The organism is Treponema peruense, from assembly GCF_016117655.1.
Lineage (GTDB): Bacteria > Spirochaetota > Spirochaetia > Treponematales > Treponemataceae > Treponema_D > Treponema_D peruense.
Genome location: NZ_CP064936.1, coordinates 2514551 through 2528821 on the forward strand (window position 1 = coordinate 2514551; position 14271 = coordinate 2528821).

The following is a 14271-nucleotide window of genomic DNA, read 5'->3' on the forward strand; positions in this document are numbered from 1 at the left end:
AACGTCATTGTCGGTAACTAAAAGTATACGGAAATATACATTTTTTTGCAATAGCATTCACGCCGGAGTACTCAAAAAATTTGAAAAATTCCTCTGCAAAAATCATATTCTGCAGTTATATATTATATCAAACTATGCTATACTTAAAGGAAAGTTTTCTTACAGAACTTTTGTAACTGATTTTTCTAATATTGGAGAATATTATGTCTATTTTTCAGGGAATTCTTCTGGGACTTCTTCAGGGGGTTGCGGAATTTCTGCCTATATCTTCGTCGGGTCATCTGGCTGTAGTTCAGAATCTGTTCGGGCTTGAAGATGTTCCTCTTCTTTTTGACGTGTTTCTTCATCTTGCAACACTTCTGGCAGTTGTCCTGTTTTTCAGAAAGAAAATATGGGAACTTTTGTGCACATTCGGCAGACTCTTTACAAAGAAGAATGAAAATGCTTCTGAACAGGAGCAAATCCGTGAAACAGAAGACAGAAGATATATTCTTGCAATAGTACTTACAACCCTTGTAACAGGCGTTCTTGGCATTGCAACGTCAAAAATCCTGCCGGACTTTCCTATCAAGGCAGTATGTGCCGGCTTTATTGTTACAGCCGCACTTCTTGTAGTTTCTGCCCTGCTTGAAAAACGGGCCGCCGCAAATAATACAGAAAGTAGCGAAACTGCGGCGCCGTCATGGAAGCAGGCTCTTGTTATAGGACTGGCCCAGGGCTGCGGTACACTTCCGGGAATTTCAAGAAGCGGCTCCACAATTGCAGGCGCACTCTTCTGCGGAGTAAACCGTGCACAGGCTGGGGAGTTTTCGTTTATCGTATCAATTCCTGCTATTTTAGGAGCATTTATTCTTGAAGCAAAAGATCTGGGCAATGTTGCTTCTACTGTTGGCGCCGAACCTGTTATTGCAGGATGTGCGGCAGCCTTCGCAAGCGGCTATCTGGCCCTCACTTGGCTTATGAAGATGATACGCAAGGGACGCCTTGAATGGTTTGCCTGCTATCTTATTCCACTTGGAATACTCGGAATGATTTTCCTGCACTGATATATATTATATAGAAGAAAAAAACAAAGTCTGCGTTGCAGATTTTTATCCCGTACTTTTGGAGAATTTTATGGATCAACCAACAATTTCAAGACCATCGCGTGCAGTTCCTGTACTTCATATGCTGCTCAATTTAATTTTGATTCCCTACGTCACTGTATACATACTGGCCGCAAAATTACTTACACCCGGTCAGCTGGGAGCAATTTTTATTCAGCCTGCAATTCTTTGCTTTCTGGCTTTTCACATTACAGTTTCAATCCTGACTTACAGAATTTTAACAAAGAAAATCATGACTTACGACGGAACGCCCGAAAGTTGTGATTACATAAACAAACTTACCGTCGTTAACCACATACTGAACATGATTCTGCCTATTTCAGAAGGAATTGTACTTCCTATAATCCTTCATATTGAATCCAAAAAAATAGGTGCAGAAACAATAGAAATTCTTCCTATGATATTCACATGTCTTGGAACAACATTTCTTCTGGTTCTGTTCATCTACATTTTCTGGATTGAAAACTTTGAAAAATGGCTGCGTTTTCTTCCTTTGAAAAGACAGCACGTTTACTTTAACATAACGTCAAGAAACAGCCTCATAATCTTCTTTTCTGCACTCGGAATAGGTCTTGTTTCGGTAGCACCGCTTTTGTTTACTGCAAACCACGGTATTCCCATTTATACCCTCGTCGTAAGAAAAATACTTCCGCAGCTTTTGACCGGTATTTTCTACATGGTCCTGGACTCATACTTTATGATGCGCAATATTTCATGCAGACTCAATTTGGTAAACGCTCTTGGCGAAAAACTCGAAAACCGTGACTATACCAGCAAAAAACTTGATGTAGTAAGCCGCGACGAAATCGGAATACTCATGAACAGCATGAACGACCTTCTGTATACAACGCGCACAATTCTTTTACAGATTGGTAACGCAGCACAGTCTTCTGACAAGGCCGCAGATGAAACGACAGACGCTGTTTCTGAAATTTCTTCTTCTACAAACGAAATTGTTGAACACATAAATGACGTTAAGAGGCGCATGATTGAACAGGCCAGCGGTGTAGAAAAGTCGGCATCTACAATAAAAGAAATTGTTCAGAATATAGAAAAACTCAACACCAGCATTGAACAGCAGTCCGCGGCTGTAGAAGAAAGTTCTGCGGCTGTAAGACAGATGGTCGCCAATATCGGCAGCGTATCTGCAATTCTTGACAAAAACGCCGACTCAATGAACAAACTTGGCGACGCGTCAGAAGTAGGACAGCAGCGTGTTGAAACAGCCGTTAACATGGCAGAAAAAATCATCCAAGAATCAAGCGGACTTCTTGAAGCATCTACTGTTATCCAGAATATCGCCGACCAGACAAACCTTCTTGCCATGAATGCAGCCATTGAAGCGGCCCACGCAGGTGAAGCAGGAAAAGGATTTGCAGTTGTTGCAGACGAAATCAGAAAACTTGCCGAACAGAGTAATGTTCAGGGTAAAAAGATTACAGAAAGTCTCAATAGCCTTGAAGAAAGCATTAACCAGGTTGCAGAAAGTTCACGTGCACTTCAGAACCAGTTTGGCGTAATATTTGATCTTACAAAAACTGTACGCCAGCAGGAAGAAGTTGTCATGAACGCCATGAAAGAACAGTCAGAAGGAAGTTCTCAGATTCTCGAAGCCATGAAAGACATTGACGATTCTACCATCAGTGTAAAGCAGGGTTCTTCAGAAATGATGACAGGAAGCCACCAGGTTTCAGAAGAGATGGACCTTCTTGGAAACTCAACGGCAGAAATAAACACGGCTATTTCAGAAATGGCAAACAGTACTGACAGCATCATCAATTCTGTAGAAAAAGGAAATCTTGCCGCCGAAAAGAACAAGAACAGCGCAAGACAAATGGCAGACAAAATAAGCCAGTTTACAGTCTGATAAAAGCAGCCCTGATTCAAAGCGGGAAAAGGAGACGTGTCATATTTTACGGCATGTCTCCTTTTTTTTACAAATACTGAACTTTGGCGCATTTGACACGTTCCAAGCAATTTCGTATATTTATAAAAGGAAGTAAAGTTCCCCTTAACAGCGAAAAAGCCACAATCTTCAGGTAGTTTTATGAGTATTTTTTTTCAGAATCTATTGAATTCTCTTTTTGCAGGAAATGATCCAGAAGCCCTGAAAAAGCGTGCCCTGCGGAATATTTCAAAAAATCTTCTCAAAACAAAATACAGATTCTATAAACCCGGCACACACGAAGCCGATCCTTCATTGGCAAAATTTTTCTACGAAATATACAAAGTAATTTCACCGGCACAGCTTATGTTCCAGTCAATTACCCCTGCTAAACTCAAATCTCTTGTCATAGGAATGTCACTTTCCGAAGAACAGAAACAGTTGATTGACGGCATAGACGAAAATTTCATAAAAGAAAAAGCCGCAGCAGACGGTGTACAAAAAACTTCGCAGTTTGTAGAAGAATCTGTTTCAAAAATTTCAGACAGCTTTGACAGCACGTTTGTTGCAAAAATCGACTCTCTTTATTCAAAGATACTCTGTCTGCGCAACTTCTGCCTGTATGACTTTTACTTTTTGCTTAAAAAATTTGACGGCAGAATTACAGAACACAACTTTCTGACGCAGCCAAGATTTACGCCCATAAACGGCTCTTATATTTCAGAAGACATAAAAGAGTTTATAGATATTGCCTGGTGCATTCCGACAGACCAGGACTGGGACGATGTATTCAAACTGCTGCGACAGGCAAAAGGCATTGAGCCCATTACACTCGCAGTGTGGAAAAAAATACTGGTTCGAATACGCAACCTTAAGGAACGCAAAATCCTTGAAATGCTCGTACAGCTTGTAACAGAAGATCCTAACTACAGGGCCGAAGCAAAATCTTCAAACCAGGCTATTGCAGAAGACTACATTGCAAACATAAGAAATCAGGCAAAAAAAACTGTCTCTGAACTTAAGGCAGCACAGACTGCAGGAAAAGTAAGAAGTCTTTTAGACCAGGTCTTTGAAACCAGAAACATAGAAAAACTGAACTATTATACAGAAGTCAGAAGTTCAATTTTTGAAGCAAAATCGCTCGGCTCATTCAAATACACCGAACCACTCGCTTACCTGCGCCAGTTTATTCTTGACTATGCAAAGAAATATATCCGTGAACTTTCGGACATTCTTCTTGTACGTGCAGCATGGTCAAACCAGCAGATAGCAAAACCAATGAGCGACGCCTACAATTACCTTATGGAAGTTTCTACAAAAATTGCGGTTCTTGACTCGCGCATTTCGGAAACTTCGGATTTGGGAAGTAAAATCAAAACCCTTATGCCAAGAGCCGAACGCGACAAAGAAGCCCGCAACATAATCGGCATGACAATTGACGACATAAATGATGAAGCCGCAAAAATAATTCTTAATTCAACAAGACATCTTGTTACTTATGACAAGAATTTAAAGATGCTTCTCGAGGATTCCGTAAAAAAGCATCCAGAGCTAATAATGAACTGGAAGGAAATAAACCACTTTGCCGGCGAAAATCTTAAAAACATGGCAATTGAAGTTTATAAAAAGATTTATCTTTTCGTTTCACTGCTTCAGAATTTTCCGGTAGAAATTGTCAGACAAGACTAGAATTTATAATTATAGGGGTTATAAGAAAAAAATGATTTTTAAGACTGAATTAAAGGTGCGTTCTTATGAATGTGACAGTTACAGCCACGTTAACAATGCCGTTTACCTGAATTATCTTGAAACAGCCCGCATGGACTTTTTGAACCAGATAGGGTTTCCGTACAATGACGTTGTGGCCGCACACTACTATCTCTACGTAACTCACATTGACATTTACTACAAAAGTTCGGCTTTCTTGAACGACAATCTTGTTATAGAAACAACGCCTACAAAAATGGGTGCTGTAAAGGGAACAATCCACCAGATAATAAAAAAAACTGACGGAACCGTCTGCGCAGAAGCCGATGTCACATGGGCATCGGTAAAAGAAGGAATTCCTTCCAAACTGCCGCAAGAATTTCTTGTTCCGGGACTTTACCCCGAAGCGTAATCAATAAGGCAACCTTGGTACAGTTTTTTTCTGAGGTTGCAGCAATTCTATCTTAAAACTGAATCTACAAGAGCCTTAAGACTGGGATCTATTTTTACTGATGAAACCTCAAGATCTTTCTGTATTGTAAAAATTCCGTTGTTTTCTACAATTGCACTTTTTGACTTGAATAATTTTTTTACATTCATTTTTTCTGTTCCGGTTTTTGAATATTTTTTTTCTATTTTGGCAAGAAGCCCGTGTGCAGTATTTTGAGCAAGCTTTGTTTCCTCATTCATGGCACGGTTAAGCAAACCGCGTTTTTTACTTGAGTCAACGTTATTTTTGTCTGTCTCAATCACCGCCATATTAGTTTCGTCATCCTGCCGCTTTTGGTTTAGTCTTTTTTTGTGGAATTCTAATTTTTTTCTTCGTCATCCAAATCAGAAAAATCCAGACCGCCTACAGAAAAATTATTTTCAGCACCTTCGTTTTTATTATCGACAGAGTTCCCTTCTTTGTTTAGCGGATAATCTTCGCGCTGAAACTCTTCCAGCGACACAAGTTCAACTTCATTTTCTTCATCATCTGTTTCTTCGAGAGGTGCAAGCTCTTCCACGTCGTCTGCTTCTTCGAGAGGAGCAAGCTCTTCTACGTCGTCTGCTTCTTCGAGAGGGGCAAGTTCTTCTACTTCATCTGCTTCTTCGAGAGGAGCAAAATTTTCTGCATCAGCGGGGGCTTCATTTTTTACCGCAGTTTCTTCCTGCAAAGGCTTCATTGCGCCGGACAGTTGTGACCAAAGCGCCTCCAGAAGAACATCTGCACCGGCAGAATATTCTGCTCCTTTACGCCCCGGACTTCTGCACAAATAAGAATTAATCTCAAGCCGCCGGCGCAGAATTTTTTGTAAAAACTCACGCTTTTCTTTGTCAGAGGCGCATTCTGCATATTGTTTCAGAACATTGCGCCTGAACTTTTCTATTCTGCTTTTCAGAAGCGCCATTCTGTTTCTGCGCAGATTGAACAGCATAAACACAAAAAGAAAGAGTGTTACAAAAAGGCACAGAAGAAGCACCGCAGATTCCGCGCGTGAAAAAACAAACTCTTCTGCGCTGCAAATCCATCCCAAATGCAAAGTTCCCGATTGTGCAGTAACAAGATAAAATTCACGTCCGTCATCCAAAGCCGCAATTTTTTCTTCACTATAGTCACCGCTCTTCCATTTTTCACAGGCCCGCGCTGCAACCAGCGCTGCATCACCGAACGGCACGTTAAGCAGAATTTCATTCTGATCAACAAGGACCGCTTTTGTTCCGGCGGCAACTGTTCCCTCACTCACCAAATGTGAAACAAAATCGTCTGCATAAACATAAAAAGCCATTGTTCCGCGCTCAAGACCGTAAGAATCAACAAACGCAAAGCAAAACACAAACTTATTCTGTTCAGCATAAAAAACGGGCGCATTTTCTGACCAGGAATATTTCTGGAGTTCGGCATAAGGTATTGCGTACTTTGAAGCGGCTGTATAATTTTTGTATGCAACAAGATTTTCTGTTTCGCGTACAACATCTTCTTTAAAAGTACTTTTGTGTATATGAAGGCCGCCATCTTCTACAAGCCTGAATCCTTCCAGGCCCGGAACAGAAGCGAACAGTCCGTTTTCAAGGGCATTTCTTTTTTGCAGAACATTACTTGAGGGAGAACGTTCAATATATGAACAAACGGCCTCTTCTTTCATAAAAGCCCTGAACTTTGCACTCAGGCCGGAAGAATAGTTTACAAAACTGTCAGAAACCCTTTCAAGTTTTTCAGTGATTGCAGATTCAACGCGAGGGCGAAAAAAATTCATCTCAAAGGACTTAAAACCGCCCTTTACTCCCGATACTACACATGCAGCAAAAACTGCGCCTGAAATCATAAGGCTACAGATAGTTTTTTGCAGAATTTTCAAAGTTCAACCTCAAAATTGAAATAATGGCTTTTCAGAGCCGCCATAAAAAAGAACCCCATTGGAATTTCGGCAGTTTTCAATGCATGCTGAACGGAATTCAGCAGAATTTTTGCTCTTCTACAAGCCGCTTACTTTGCATTATAATATGAATATGTTTGAAATAAAAGAAGAAGCCGAAAAAAAACCAAGATGTCTCCTTATCGGAGCACCGCCCAAACAGAATGAACCGCCTGAACCAAAAGAACTTCAGGGACTTGTTCACACTTTGGGCATGGAAGTCGCAGACACGGTTGTTCTTAACAGAATTGAACCTACTCCTTCATACGGAATCGGCACCGGAAAAACACATGAAATCGCTGACCGGGCAAAAGAAGTCCAGGCTGACTGCATTATATTCGACTGGGAACTTGACCCTTCCAAACAGCGCAACTGGGAAAAACTTACAAGCATTCCTGTTTTTGATAGAAATGAAGTCATAATCCGCATCTTTGCACAGCGCGCCCGTACAAAAGAGGCTTCCCTTCAGGTCGAACTTGCACGACTTGTTTACTCAATGCCGCGTTTAAGCCACATGTACGGTGACCTTGCAAGACAAAGAGGCGGCTCTTACGGTGCAAAAGGAAGCGGTGAAACACAGCAGGAACTTGACCGCCGCCAGATAGAAGAAAAAATCATACAGATAAAAAAAGAGCTCGAACAGGTCGCTACAAACCGCGAAACACAGCGAAAACAGCGTGCAAGAACAGCCGCCGCCTCGTGCGCACTTGTAGGGTACACCAACGCAGGAAAATCCAGTCTTTTGAACGGGCTTACGGGCGCTGACGTTTTTGTAGAAGACAAGCTCTTTGCAACACTGGACCCTACGACAAGAAAACTGCCGCTTTCAGAAGCATCGTCGGCACTTATTACGGACACAGTCGGTTTTATTTCAAACCTGCCTCACACGCTCATAGACGCATTTAAGTCCACGCTCGAAGAAACATCGCTTTCAAACCTGCTGCTTCTTGTAATTGACTCAAGCGATTCGGAATGCATGATGCAGTACGAACAGGTTATAAAGGTTCTTGAAGAAATAGGCGCAGACAAAATACCGCGGCTTATTGTGCTCAATAAGTTTGACAAAATCTGCAGCGACCACGCAACAATTTCGGCACTTGACGCGGCTTTTCCGGGCGCTGTAAAAGTAAGTGCAAAAACACACGACGGCTTTGAAGAACTCATGGCACAGATAACGGAATGCCTTCTTGGAACCGTACGCGAATATTCAATTCCGCTCGAAAGGGCCGACGTAGTTGAACTTATCCGCAAAAACGGAACAATCGAGTCAGAAGAATGGGGAGAATCTGCCGTAAAGCTGAATGCAAGAATTCCCGGAACAATAGACGAAAACGGAAAAGCCACAACCAGAACGCTTTCTATAGCAATGCCCTGGAGTGTCCCATGCTGAACAGAATTCTTGCCGCAACTGCCGCACTGCTCGCTGCAGTTCTAATTACAGTCACAGCCGTAAGATTCAGAACTTCGGCAGACAAAATCGGTCTTGACTACAGAAAAGCAGATCCACCGCCCGCAAAAGTTGTTGCCAGAAGTACACGCCAGAAAAGCGGTGCCGTAGACTCTTTTACAGAACTGGGACGGCTCCGTGCGTTAACAAAACCAAACCCTGACACAGGAGATGCAACGGTTGTAATTGTATCGCCGTGGTTTTCGTATCCTGCGGGAGACACTGTTCTGTTCGAAGAAATGTCGCAGAAAGACAGGCAGCTCAAGTCCCTGGTACTGGAATATTTTTCTTCAATGACAGAAGACGAACTCAGGCTTCACGGTGAAAACAAAATAAAGGATGACTTAAAAGCCGCAGTAAATTCAAACCTTGTGCTGGGAAAAATAACCGCCGTATACTTTGACGAATACATTTTTATCGGCTCACTGTAAAAAAAATGCAACCTTTTGCAGCAGAAAGTGTCCTATTGTAGGACAACATTCACGGAGGAACAAAGTGGACTCTTCTTTTACACCGGCAGCACAAATTATTATCTCAATTATTCCCATAGTCGGAATAGCATTTGCCGCAACACTTATATTTTTTGCACTGCTTTGGAAACATTCAGAAAACAAAGCATCCATCCAGCGCGGAACATACAAACCGGCCCATTTTAACCTTAAAGTTTTTTCACTTCTTACCGGATTATGCCTCATTGGAGTCGGAACGGTTCTCACTGTAATGTTCCTGATTCTTGAGCCTTTGTCCTGGAGTCTTCTCGGAGGACTTATTCCGCTTGTACTGGGACTTATGCTCATAATCTTCTACAAAGCAAATCCCAAGTTTAAGCAAGAAACAGATGAGCAAAGAGACTGACGAAAAAGCCGCTCTCAAACGTGACAGAATTCTTGTAAAGGAAGCGGTCGCTGGCAAACCGGAAGCTTTTGCACAACTCATGTCGCTGTACCAGAACAGGGTACATGCTGTTGGCATGAGTTTTTTCCACAATCTTACAGATACAGAAGATTTTGTTCAGGAAGTTTTTATAAAGGCTTTTACAAACCTTGCCTCATTCCGTGGGGAAAGCCGTTTTTCTACCTGGCTTACACGCATTGCATACACAACTGCAATAAACGCAAAAAACCGCGTTAAAGAATACGAAACACTTACCGACGAAGATTTTATAAAATCACCCTCGCTCACTCCCGAAGACGAACATATCAGGAGCGCAACAATAGATTCTATCCGCGAAGCAGTGCAAAACCTTCCTGAACGCTATGGAATCTGCCTGGATATGTACTTTTTTTACGACTTGAGTCACGAAGAAATTGCGCGCATTACGGGATTCCCCATAAATACAATAAAATCACATATATTCCGTGCAAAAAAAATTCTTTGTAAAAAGCTCAGCGGCTTAAAATAAGATGTTTTATAGGAGACAATTATGAACAAGAAATGCGAATTCTACATGGACAGTTATCTTTCACTGGATAAAGGTGAACGTGTTCCGCTTAAACTTACAGCACATCTTCTTTTTTGTCCGGAATGCCGCCGACAGATAAAAGCAATGTCACGTGCCCGAAAAATCACCACGCAGGCACTGGATATACCGGTTCCGCTTGAGTCAGACACAATAGCAAAAGTCCTTGAACAGATTATTCCCCAGGCTGAACCCAAAAACAACCGCGTTAAGCTTCCGCAGTGGATTATTACCGGAATTCTGCTTCTTGTCTGCATCGTTGCATTCGGCTTTATAGCGCAGTCTTCTTCAAACAAACTGATTATTTTCTACGCTTACATGTTCTTTGCAGCGGGAATTTCTGCTTACTGCGCGCTTTTTGTAGGAACAAACCTAGACTTTTTTGTAAAAAAGATAAGCACCAAAAAACACGCCGGCCGTGCTTAACGCAAGGAATTTTGTATAATTGAGGTGTGTTTTTGACAGAATTCTTCCGATATATAACACATGCCGTCTAAACAAAACAGTTACAGCAAGCCCGATTTTTGGTCACAGAAAGCGTTTCGTGAAGGTTATCCTGCCAGAAGCGTATACAAACTAGAAGAAATCGACAAAAAATTCGGAATGCTTAAAAAAGGATATACAGTTCTCGACCTTGGTTCCGCTCCGGGAAGCTGGACCACGTGGCTTTTGCGCAATCTTGGCCAGAGCGGAAAGGTTGTGTCAGTTGATTTGAATCCGCTTGCAAAGTCCGTAAAAGGAGATAACCTTGTGTTCTTTCAGGGTGACCTTCTGAGCGAAGAAATACGCACGCAGATAACGGCAAACGGCCCGTACGACCTTGTTGTATGCGACGCAGCCCCACTGACTACAGGAAACAGAACAATAGATACAGCCCGCTCAAAGGCACTGGTAGACATGGCAATCTGGTATGCCCAGGCTATGCTCAAAAAAGGCGGAAACTTCTGCGTAAAGATTTTCCAGAACGGCGACCAGCAGAAGCAGCTCATTAAAATGCGTGAAACATTCACTTCTGCAAAAGGCTTTAAACCCGAAGCCTGCCGCACAGAATCCTTCGAGACTTACCTTATAGGACTTAACAAAAAATGAATTACAGCAGAAAAGTCGTTCTTAAGGCATACGGAAAATTCATACTCACATGTACCGCTGCAGTTTTGGGAATTGCGGCCGTCACAACTGCGGGCATTCTTTCTGCGCTACATTTCAATACGTTCAAGGGCCAGGGCGGTCTTGAAACTCCGGGTCCTGTAGAAGAACTTCCGGCAGACCTTACCCCAGAACTTGCACAGGAACTTCTTGAAGACACAGAAGCACCTGTTCCCGGACATAAAAACGCGGGTCTCCTTTCGTATACATCTTACCGCGTAAAAAAAGGTGACATGATCGGCTTTATCGCAGATGAGTTCGGCGTTACGCAGGACACAATAATCAGCGTAAACAACATTCATTCGTCGCGCCTTATTCAGATAGGACAGTATCTTAAAATTCCGTCAGAACCGGGAATTCTCTACACTGTACGCAACGACGGTGAAACTCCCTCTACAATAGCTGCAAAATACAAAGTAAACCCGGAGCGCTGTGCATCACTTAACGGACTGGAACTCAACGCATCACTTTCTGCCGGAAGAACGCTTTTTGTTCCCGACGCAGAACTTGACTGGGTAACGCGTCAGGAAATAAACGGAGACCTTTTCAAAAAGCCGCTTCATTCAAGATATTATTTCTCTTCAATGTACGGCTGGCGTTCAAGTCCGTTTGATTCCACACGCAGAACATTCCACTCGGGAATAGACATGGCATGCGCAAGGGGAACTTCAATTTATGCAGCCCTTGACGGAACCGTTTCTACAACCGGCTGGAGCGACGTATACGGAAATTACGTAATCATAAGGCATCATTCAGGCTACAAAACACTGTACGCCCACATGAGCCAGATTCTTGTCACAAAAGGACAGCACGTAAGCACCGCCACAAGAATAGGCCGTGTAGGAAGTACAGGAATGAGTACCGGCCCGCACCTGCACTTTACAGTTTACAAAAACGGTCGCACTGTAAACCCCGCAAATCTGTGGAAATAAGAGTATCCGGCATTATTCTGCATGCACATTCCGCTGTTCAGCCAGACAACTGTGTGCATATACTGCAGTTTACAATTTACTTCTATAGATATATAATCAAGAATGTTCAGGAATCCTGACCGGGTTCAATCACTGTACAAAAAAGGCAGTTTACGAATATGGCAGACTTACTCACAGACTTTCAGTTTAATGAATTCCGCAAAATAATTTATGACTCAAGCGGAATAACCTTTTCAGAAACAAACCGTTCAATTTTGGACAGCAGAATGAAAGAACGCTTGCGCCTTAAGGGAATGACCGATGTTCAGGAATATTACAAACTCATAACATCTGATCAGAACGAATTCAAAACCTTTCTTGACAGCATAACAACAAACCTTACGCGCTTTTTCAGAAACCAGCCGCATTTTGACGCGCTTATAAATTATGTAATCCCGCATGTAATTGAACTAAAAAAAACGACCGGTGACAGAAAAATACGCATTTGGAGCGCAGGCTGCTCTACAGGAGAAGAACCGTATACAATAGCAATGCTTCTCAAAGACAAACTGCCGGCTCCGTACACATTCGAAATAACAGCATCCGACATTTCACTCAAGTCACTTATGGTAGGACAGCAGGGTTTTTATCCTGAATCAAGAATTACGGGAATTCCGCAGAACTATCTGGCCGCTTACTTTACAAAGACAGAAAGCGGTTACCAGGCAAAACCCGACCTTATGAAAACAATCAAATTTGACTACCACAACCTGCGCTTTGACATGGGCGCCCGCAACTTTGACGTAGTTTTCTGCAGAAACGTACTTATCTACTTTGATGAAGCGGCACAAAAAGCAACAATTGACAGGTTCTGGACATCAATGGCAAAGCACTCGTATCTTTTTATAGGACATTCAGAAAGTCTGTTCGGAATGGACACAAAATTTGAATTCCTCAAGACGCCGTGGGCCTGCCTTTATCAAAAAAATGAAAAATAAACCGGAGTAAAAAAAATGGATAACATAGAAGTTCTTGTCTGCGATGACTCAAGCCTTATGCGCAACATGATTTCACGCATTGTAGATTCTGCTGAAGGTATGCACACTGCCGGAACAGCCATGAACGGAAAATTCTGCCTGCAGAAAATTCCTCTCCTAAAACCCGATCTTATTCTTCTGGACATAGAAATGCCCGAAATGACAGGCGTTCAGTTTCTTGAAGAACGCAAAAAACTCGGAATAGATATTCCTGTAATTATACTGTCTTCCATTGCAACAAAGGGCGCGGCCGTAACCATGCAGTGCCTTGAACTTGGAGCCAGCGACTTTATTACAAAACCGGGCGGTTCAGTTTCGGTAAACATAACTTCTGTAGGAAGCTCTATAATAGAAAAAATTGCATCCTACGGCGGAAAATATGCCCGCGCTCACGGAAAGAATATTGCCTCACCCGAAGTTTTTGTACATCAGGCAAAACTCAAAGAAGCAGAAGCGGCAGCCGTTAAGGAAGGAATCATTTCAAAAATAAAGCCTTCTGAAACAAAACCCGAACCTCTTCCCGCCACACTGTGGACACCACCGCACAAAGAGCCGGCCGTAATTACACCGTTGCGGCAAAGCGGCCCCATAGATGTTGTTGCTTTAGGAATCTCTACCGGCGGTCCGAATGCACTGCGCGAAGTTTTTGCAAAGATTGACCCCAAGTTTTCAAAGCCTATTCTTGTCGTCCAGCATATGCCGGCGGGCTTTACAAAAGAGTTTGCCGCAAGTCTTGATAAAATATGCCCGCTTAAGGTAAAAGAAGCAGAAGACGGTGATCTTATTCACCCGGGACAAATCTACATTGCTCCGGGCGACTTTCATATCGTGGTACAAAAATCTACACTCTGCAACGTAATACGTCTTTCCAAAGAGGACCTGCGCAACGGACACAGACCTTCTGCCGATGTTCTGTTCGAGTCAGTGGCAAAACTCTACAAAAACCGCGCGCTCGGCGTAATTATGACGGGAATGGGCCGCGACGGAGCAGCACAGCTTGCAGAAATGAGAAAACAGGGAGCGCGCACTCTGGGACAGGACGAAAAGTCTTCCATTGTATACGGAATGCCGCGTGCAGCCTGGGAACTGGGTGCAGTTCAAAAACAGGTATCTTTGGAAAACATGGCGGCAGAAATGAGCGCCGTAATAAAAGAGCAGGCCGGCGTTTAACAGC

At 42.8% G+C, this 14271-nt stretch carries 15 protein-coding genes; 13 read left to right on the plus strand and 2 right to left on the minus strand.

The genetic code is table 11. From position 1 onward, the window contains the following. The first annotated feature begins 203 nt into the window (after window positions 1-203). The 4 genes from IWA51_RS11540 to IWA51_RS11555 all read left to right on the plus strand — a co-directional run bounded on the left by IWA51_RS11540 (window position 204) and on the right by IWA51_RS11555 (window position 5110). Complete coding sequence (locus tag IWA51_RS11540) at window positions 204-1046, plus strand: undecaprenyl-diphosphate phosphatase (protein WP_198442528.1); 843 nt, start codon at window positions 204-206, stop codon at window positions 1044-1046. Window positions 1047-1116: 70 nt separating this feature from the next. Then, window positions 1117-2973 (plus strand): methyl-accepting chemotaxis protein, encoded by a 1857-nt coding sequence (locus IWA51_RS12855; protein ID WP_198442529.1) that lies wholly within the window; start codon window positions 1117-1119, stop codon window positions 2971-2973. A gap of 180 nt (window positions 2974-3153) precedes the next feature. Next, window positions 3154-4680, plus strand: a complete 1527-nt coding sequence (locus IWA51_RS11550; RefSeq protein WP_198442530.1) for a DUF5312 family protein — start codon at window positions 3154-3156, stop codon at window positions 4678-4680. Between the two features lie 31 nt (window positions 4681-4711). Continuing rightward, entirely contained in the window at window positions 4712-5110 is a 399-nt protein-coding gene (locus IWA51_RS11555) for an acyl-CoA thioesterase (protein WP_177528731.1), read from the plus strand. A gap of 47 nt (window positions 5111-5157) precedes the next feature. On the opposite strand, the gene IWA51_RS11560 is transcribed toward IWA51_RS11555, so the two are convergent. After that, window positions 5158-5457, minus strand: a complete 300-nt coding sequence (locus IWA51_RS11560) for a hypothetical protein (protein WP_198442531.1) — start codon at window positions 5455-5457, stop codon at window positions 5158-5160. A 50-nt stretch (window positions 5458-5507) separates the two neighbouring features. After that, the gene (locus tag IWA51_RS11565) at window positions 5508-7040 is read right to left on the minus strand and encodes a hypothetical protein (protein ID WP_198442532.1); all 1533 of its coding nucleotides are present in this window, start codon (window positions 7038-7040) and stop codon (window positions 5508-5510) included. Window positions 7041-7191: 151 nt separating this feature from the next. Here IWA51_RS11565 and hflX point away from each other — a divergent pair, with 151 nt between their 5' ends. The 9 genes from hflX to IWA51_RS11610 all read left to right on the plus strand — a co-directional run bounded on the left by hflX (window position 7192) and on the right by IWA51_RS11610 (window position 14267). Continuing rightward, window positions 7192-8487 carry a GTPase HflX gene (gene hflX, locus IWA51_RS11570; protein ID WP_198442533.1) on the plus strand — a complete coding sequence of 432 codons (1296 nt, stop codon included), beginning with the start codon at window positions 7192-7194 and terminating at the stop codon, window positions 8485-8487. Then, window positions 8481-8975: a flagellar basal body-associated FliL family protein gene (locus IWA51_RS11575; RefSeq protein ID WP_198442534.1), complete on the plus strand. Its 495-nt coding sequence runs from the start codon at window positions 8481-8483 to the stop codon at window positions 8973-8975. Before hflX ends, IWA51_RS11575 begins: the two co-directional genes overlap by 7 nt. Before the next feature lie 64 nt (window positions 8976-9039). Beyond that, window positions 9040-9399 (plus strand): hypothetical protein, encoded by a 360-nt coding sequence (locus IWA51_RS11580; RefSeq protein ID WP_198442535.1) that lies wholly within the window; start codon window positions 9040-9042, stop codon window positions 9397-9399. Beyond that, window positions 9383-9946, plus strand: coding sequence for an RNA polymerase sigma factor (locus tag IWA51_RS11585; RefSeq protein ID WP_177528737.1), 564 nt, complete (start codon window positions 9383-9385; stop codon window positions 9944-9946). The genes IWA51_RS11580 and IWA51_RS11585 overlap by 17 nt, the downstream gene beginning before the upstream one ends. Before the next feature lie 21 nt (window positions 9947-9967). Further along, window positions 9968-10429, plus strand: a complete 462-nt coding sequence (locus IWA51_RS11590) for an anti-sigma factor (RefSeq protein WP_198442536.1) — start codon at window positions 9968-9970, stop codon at window positions 10427-10429. Window positions 10430-10489: 60 nt separating this feature from the next. Beyond that, window positions 10490-11092, plus strand: coding sequence for an SAM-dependent methyltransferase (locus IWA51_RS11595; RefSeq protein WP_198442537.1), 603 nt, complete (start codon window positions 10490-10492; stop codon window positions 11090-11092). After that, complete coding sequence (locus tag IWA51_RS11600; protein ID WP_198442538.1) at window positions 11089-12081, plus strand: peptidoglycan DD-metalloendopeptidase family protein; 993 nt, start codon at window positions 11089-11091, stop codon at window positions 12079-12081. Before IWA51_RS11595 ends, IWA51_RS11600 begins: the two co-directional genes overlap by 4 nt. A 158-nt stretch (window positions 12082-12239) precedes the next feature. Beyond that, complete coding sequence (locus IWA51_RS11605) at window positions 12240-13058, plus strand: CheR family methyltransferase (protein ID WP_198442539.1); 819 nt, start codon at window positions 12240-12242, stop codon at window positions 13056-13058. 15 nt (window positions 13059-13073) lie between these two features. Continuing rightward, window positions 13074-14267, plus strand: a complete 1194-nt coding sequence (locus IWA51_RS11610; protein WP_198442540.1) for a protein-glutamate methylesterase/protein-glutamine glutaminase — start codon at window positions 13074-13076, stop codon at window positions 14265-14267. Window positions 14268-14271: the final 4 nt, after the last annotated feature.

What these genes read in the sequence shown, in the direction of transcription:
- IWA51_RS11585 (WP_177528737.1), top strand. Translation starts at nt 9,383, where the DNA reads ATGAGCAAAGAGACTGACGAAAAAGCCGCTCTCAAACGTGACAGAATT.
- IWA51_RS11555 (WP_177528731.1), top strand. Translation starts at nt 4,712, where the DNA reads ATGATTTTTAAGACTGAATTAAAGGTGCGTTCTTATGAATGTGACAGT.
- IWA51_RS11540 (WP_198442528.1), top strand. Translation starts at nt 204, where the DNA reads ATGTCTATTTTTCAGGGAATTCTTCTGGGACTTCTTCAGGGGGTTGCG.
- IWA51_RS11600 (WP_198442538.1), top strand. Translation starts at nt 11,089, where the DNA reads ATGAATTACAGCAGAAAAGTCGTTCTTAAGGCATACGGAAAATTCATA.
- IWA51_RS11605 (WP_198442539.1), top strand. Translation starts at nt 12,240, where the DNA reads ATGGCAGACTTACTCACAGACTTTCAGTTTAATGAATTCCGCAAAATA.
- IWA51_RS11590 (WP_198442536.1), top strand. Translation starts at nt 9,968, where the DNA reads ATGAACAAGAAATGCGAATTCTACATGGACAGTTATCTTTCACTGGAT.
- IWA51_RS11575 (WP_198442534.1), top strand. Translation starts at nt 8,481, where the DNA reads ATGCTGAACAGAATTCTTGCCGCAACTGCCGCACTGCTCGCTGCAGTT.
- IWA51_RS11610 (WP_198442540.1), top strand. Translation starts at nt 13,074, where the DNA reads ATGGATAACATAGAAGTTCTTGTCTGCGATGACTCAAGCCTTATGCGC.
- IWA51_RS12855 (WP_198442529.1), top strand. Translation starts at nt 1,117, where the DNA reads ATGGATCAACCAACAATTTCAAGACCATCGCGTGCAGTTCCTGTACTT.
- hflX (WP_198442533.1), top strand. Translation starts at nt 7,192, where the DNA reads ATGTTTGAAATAAAAGAAGAAGCCGAAAAAAAACCAAGATGTCTCCTT.
- IWA51_RS11595 (WP_198442537.1), top strand. Translation starts at nt 10,490, where the DNA reads ATGCCGTCTAAACAAAACAGTTACAGCAAGCCCGATTTTTGGTCACAG.
- IWA51_RS11550 (WP_198442530.1), top strand. Translation starts at nt 3,154, where the DNA reads ATGAGTATTTTTTTTCAGAATCTATTGAATTCTCTTTTTGCAGGAAAT.
- IWA51_RS11560 (WP_198442531.1), bottom strand. Translation starts at nt 5,457, where the DNA reads ATGGCGGTGATTGAGACAGACAAAAATAACGTTGACTCAAGTAAAAAA.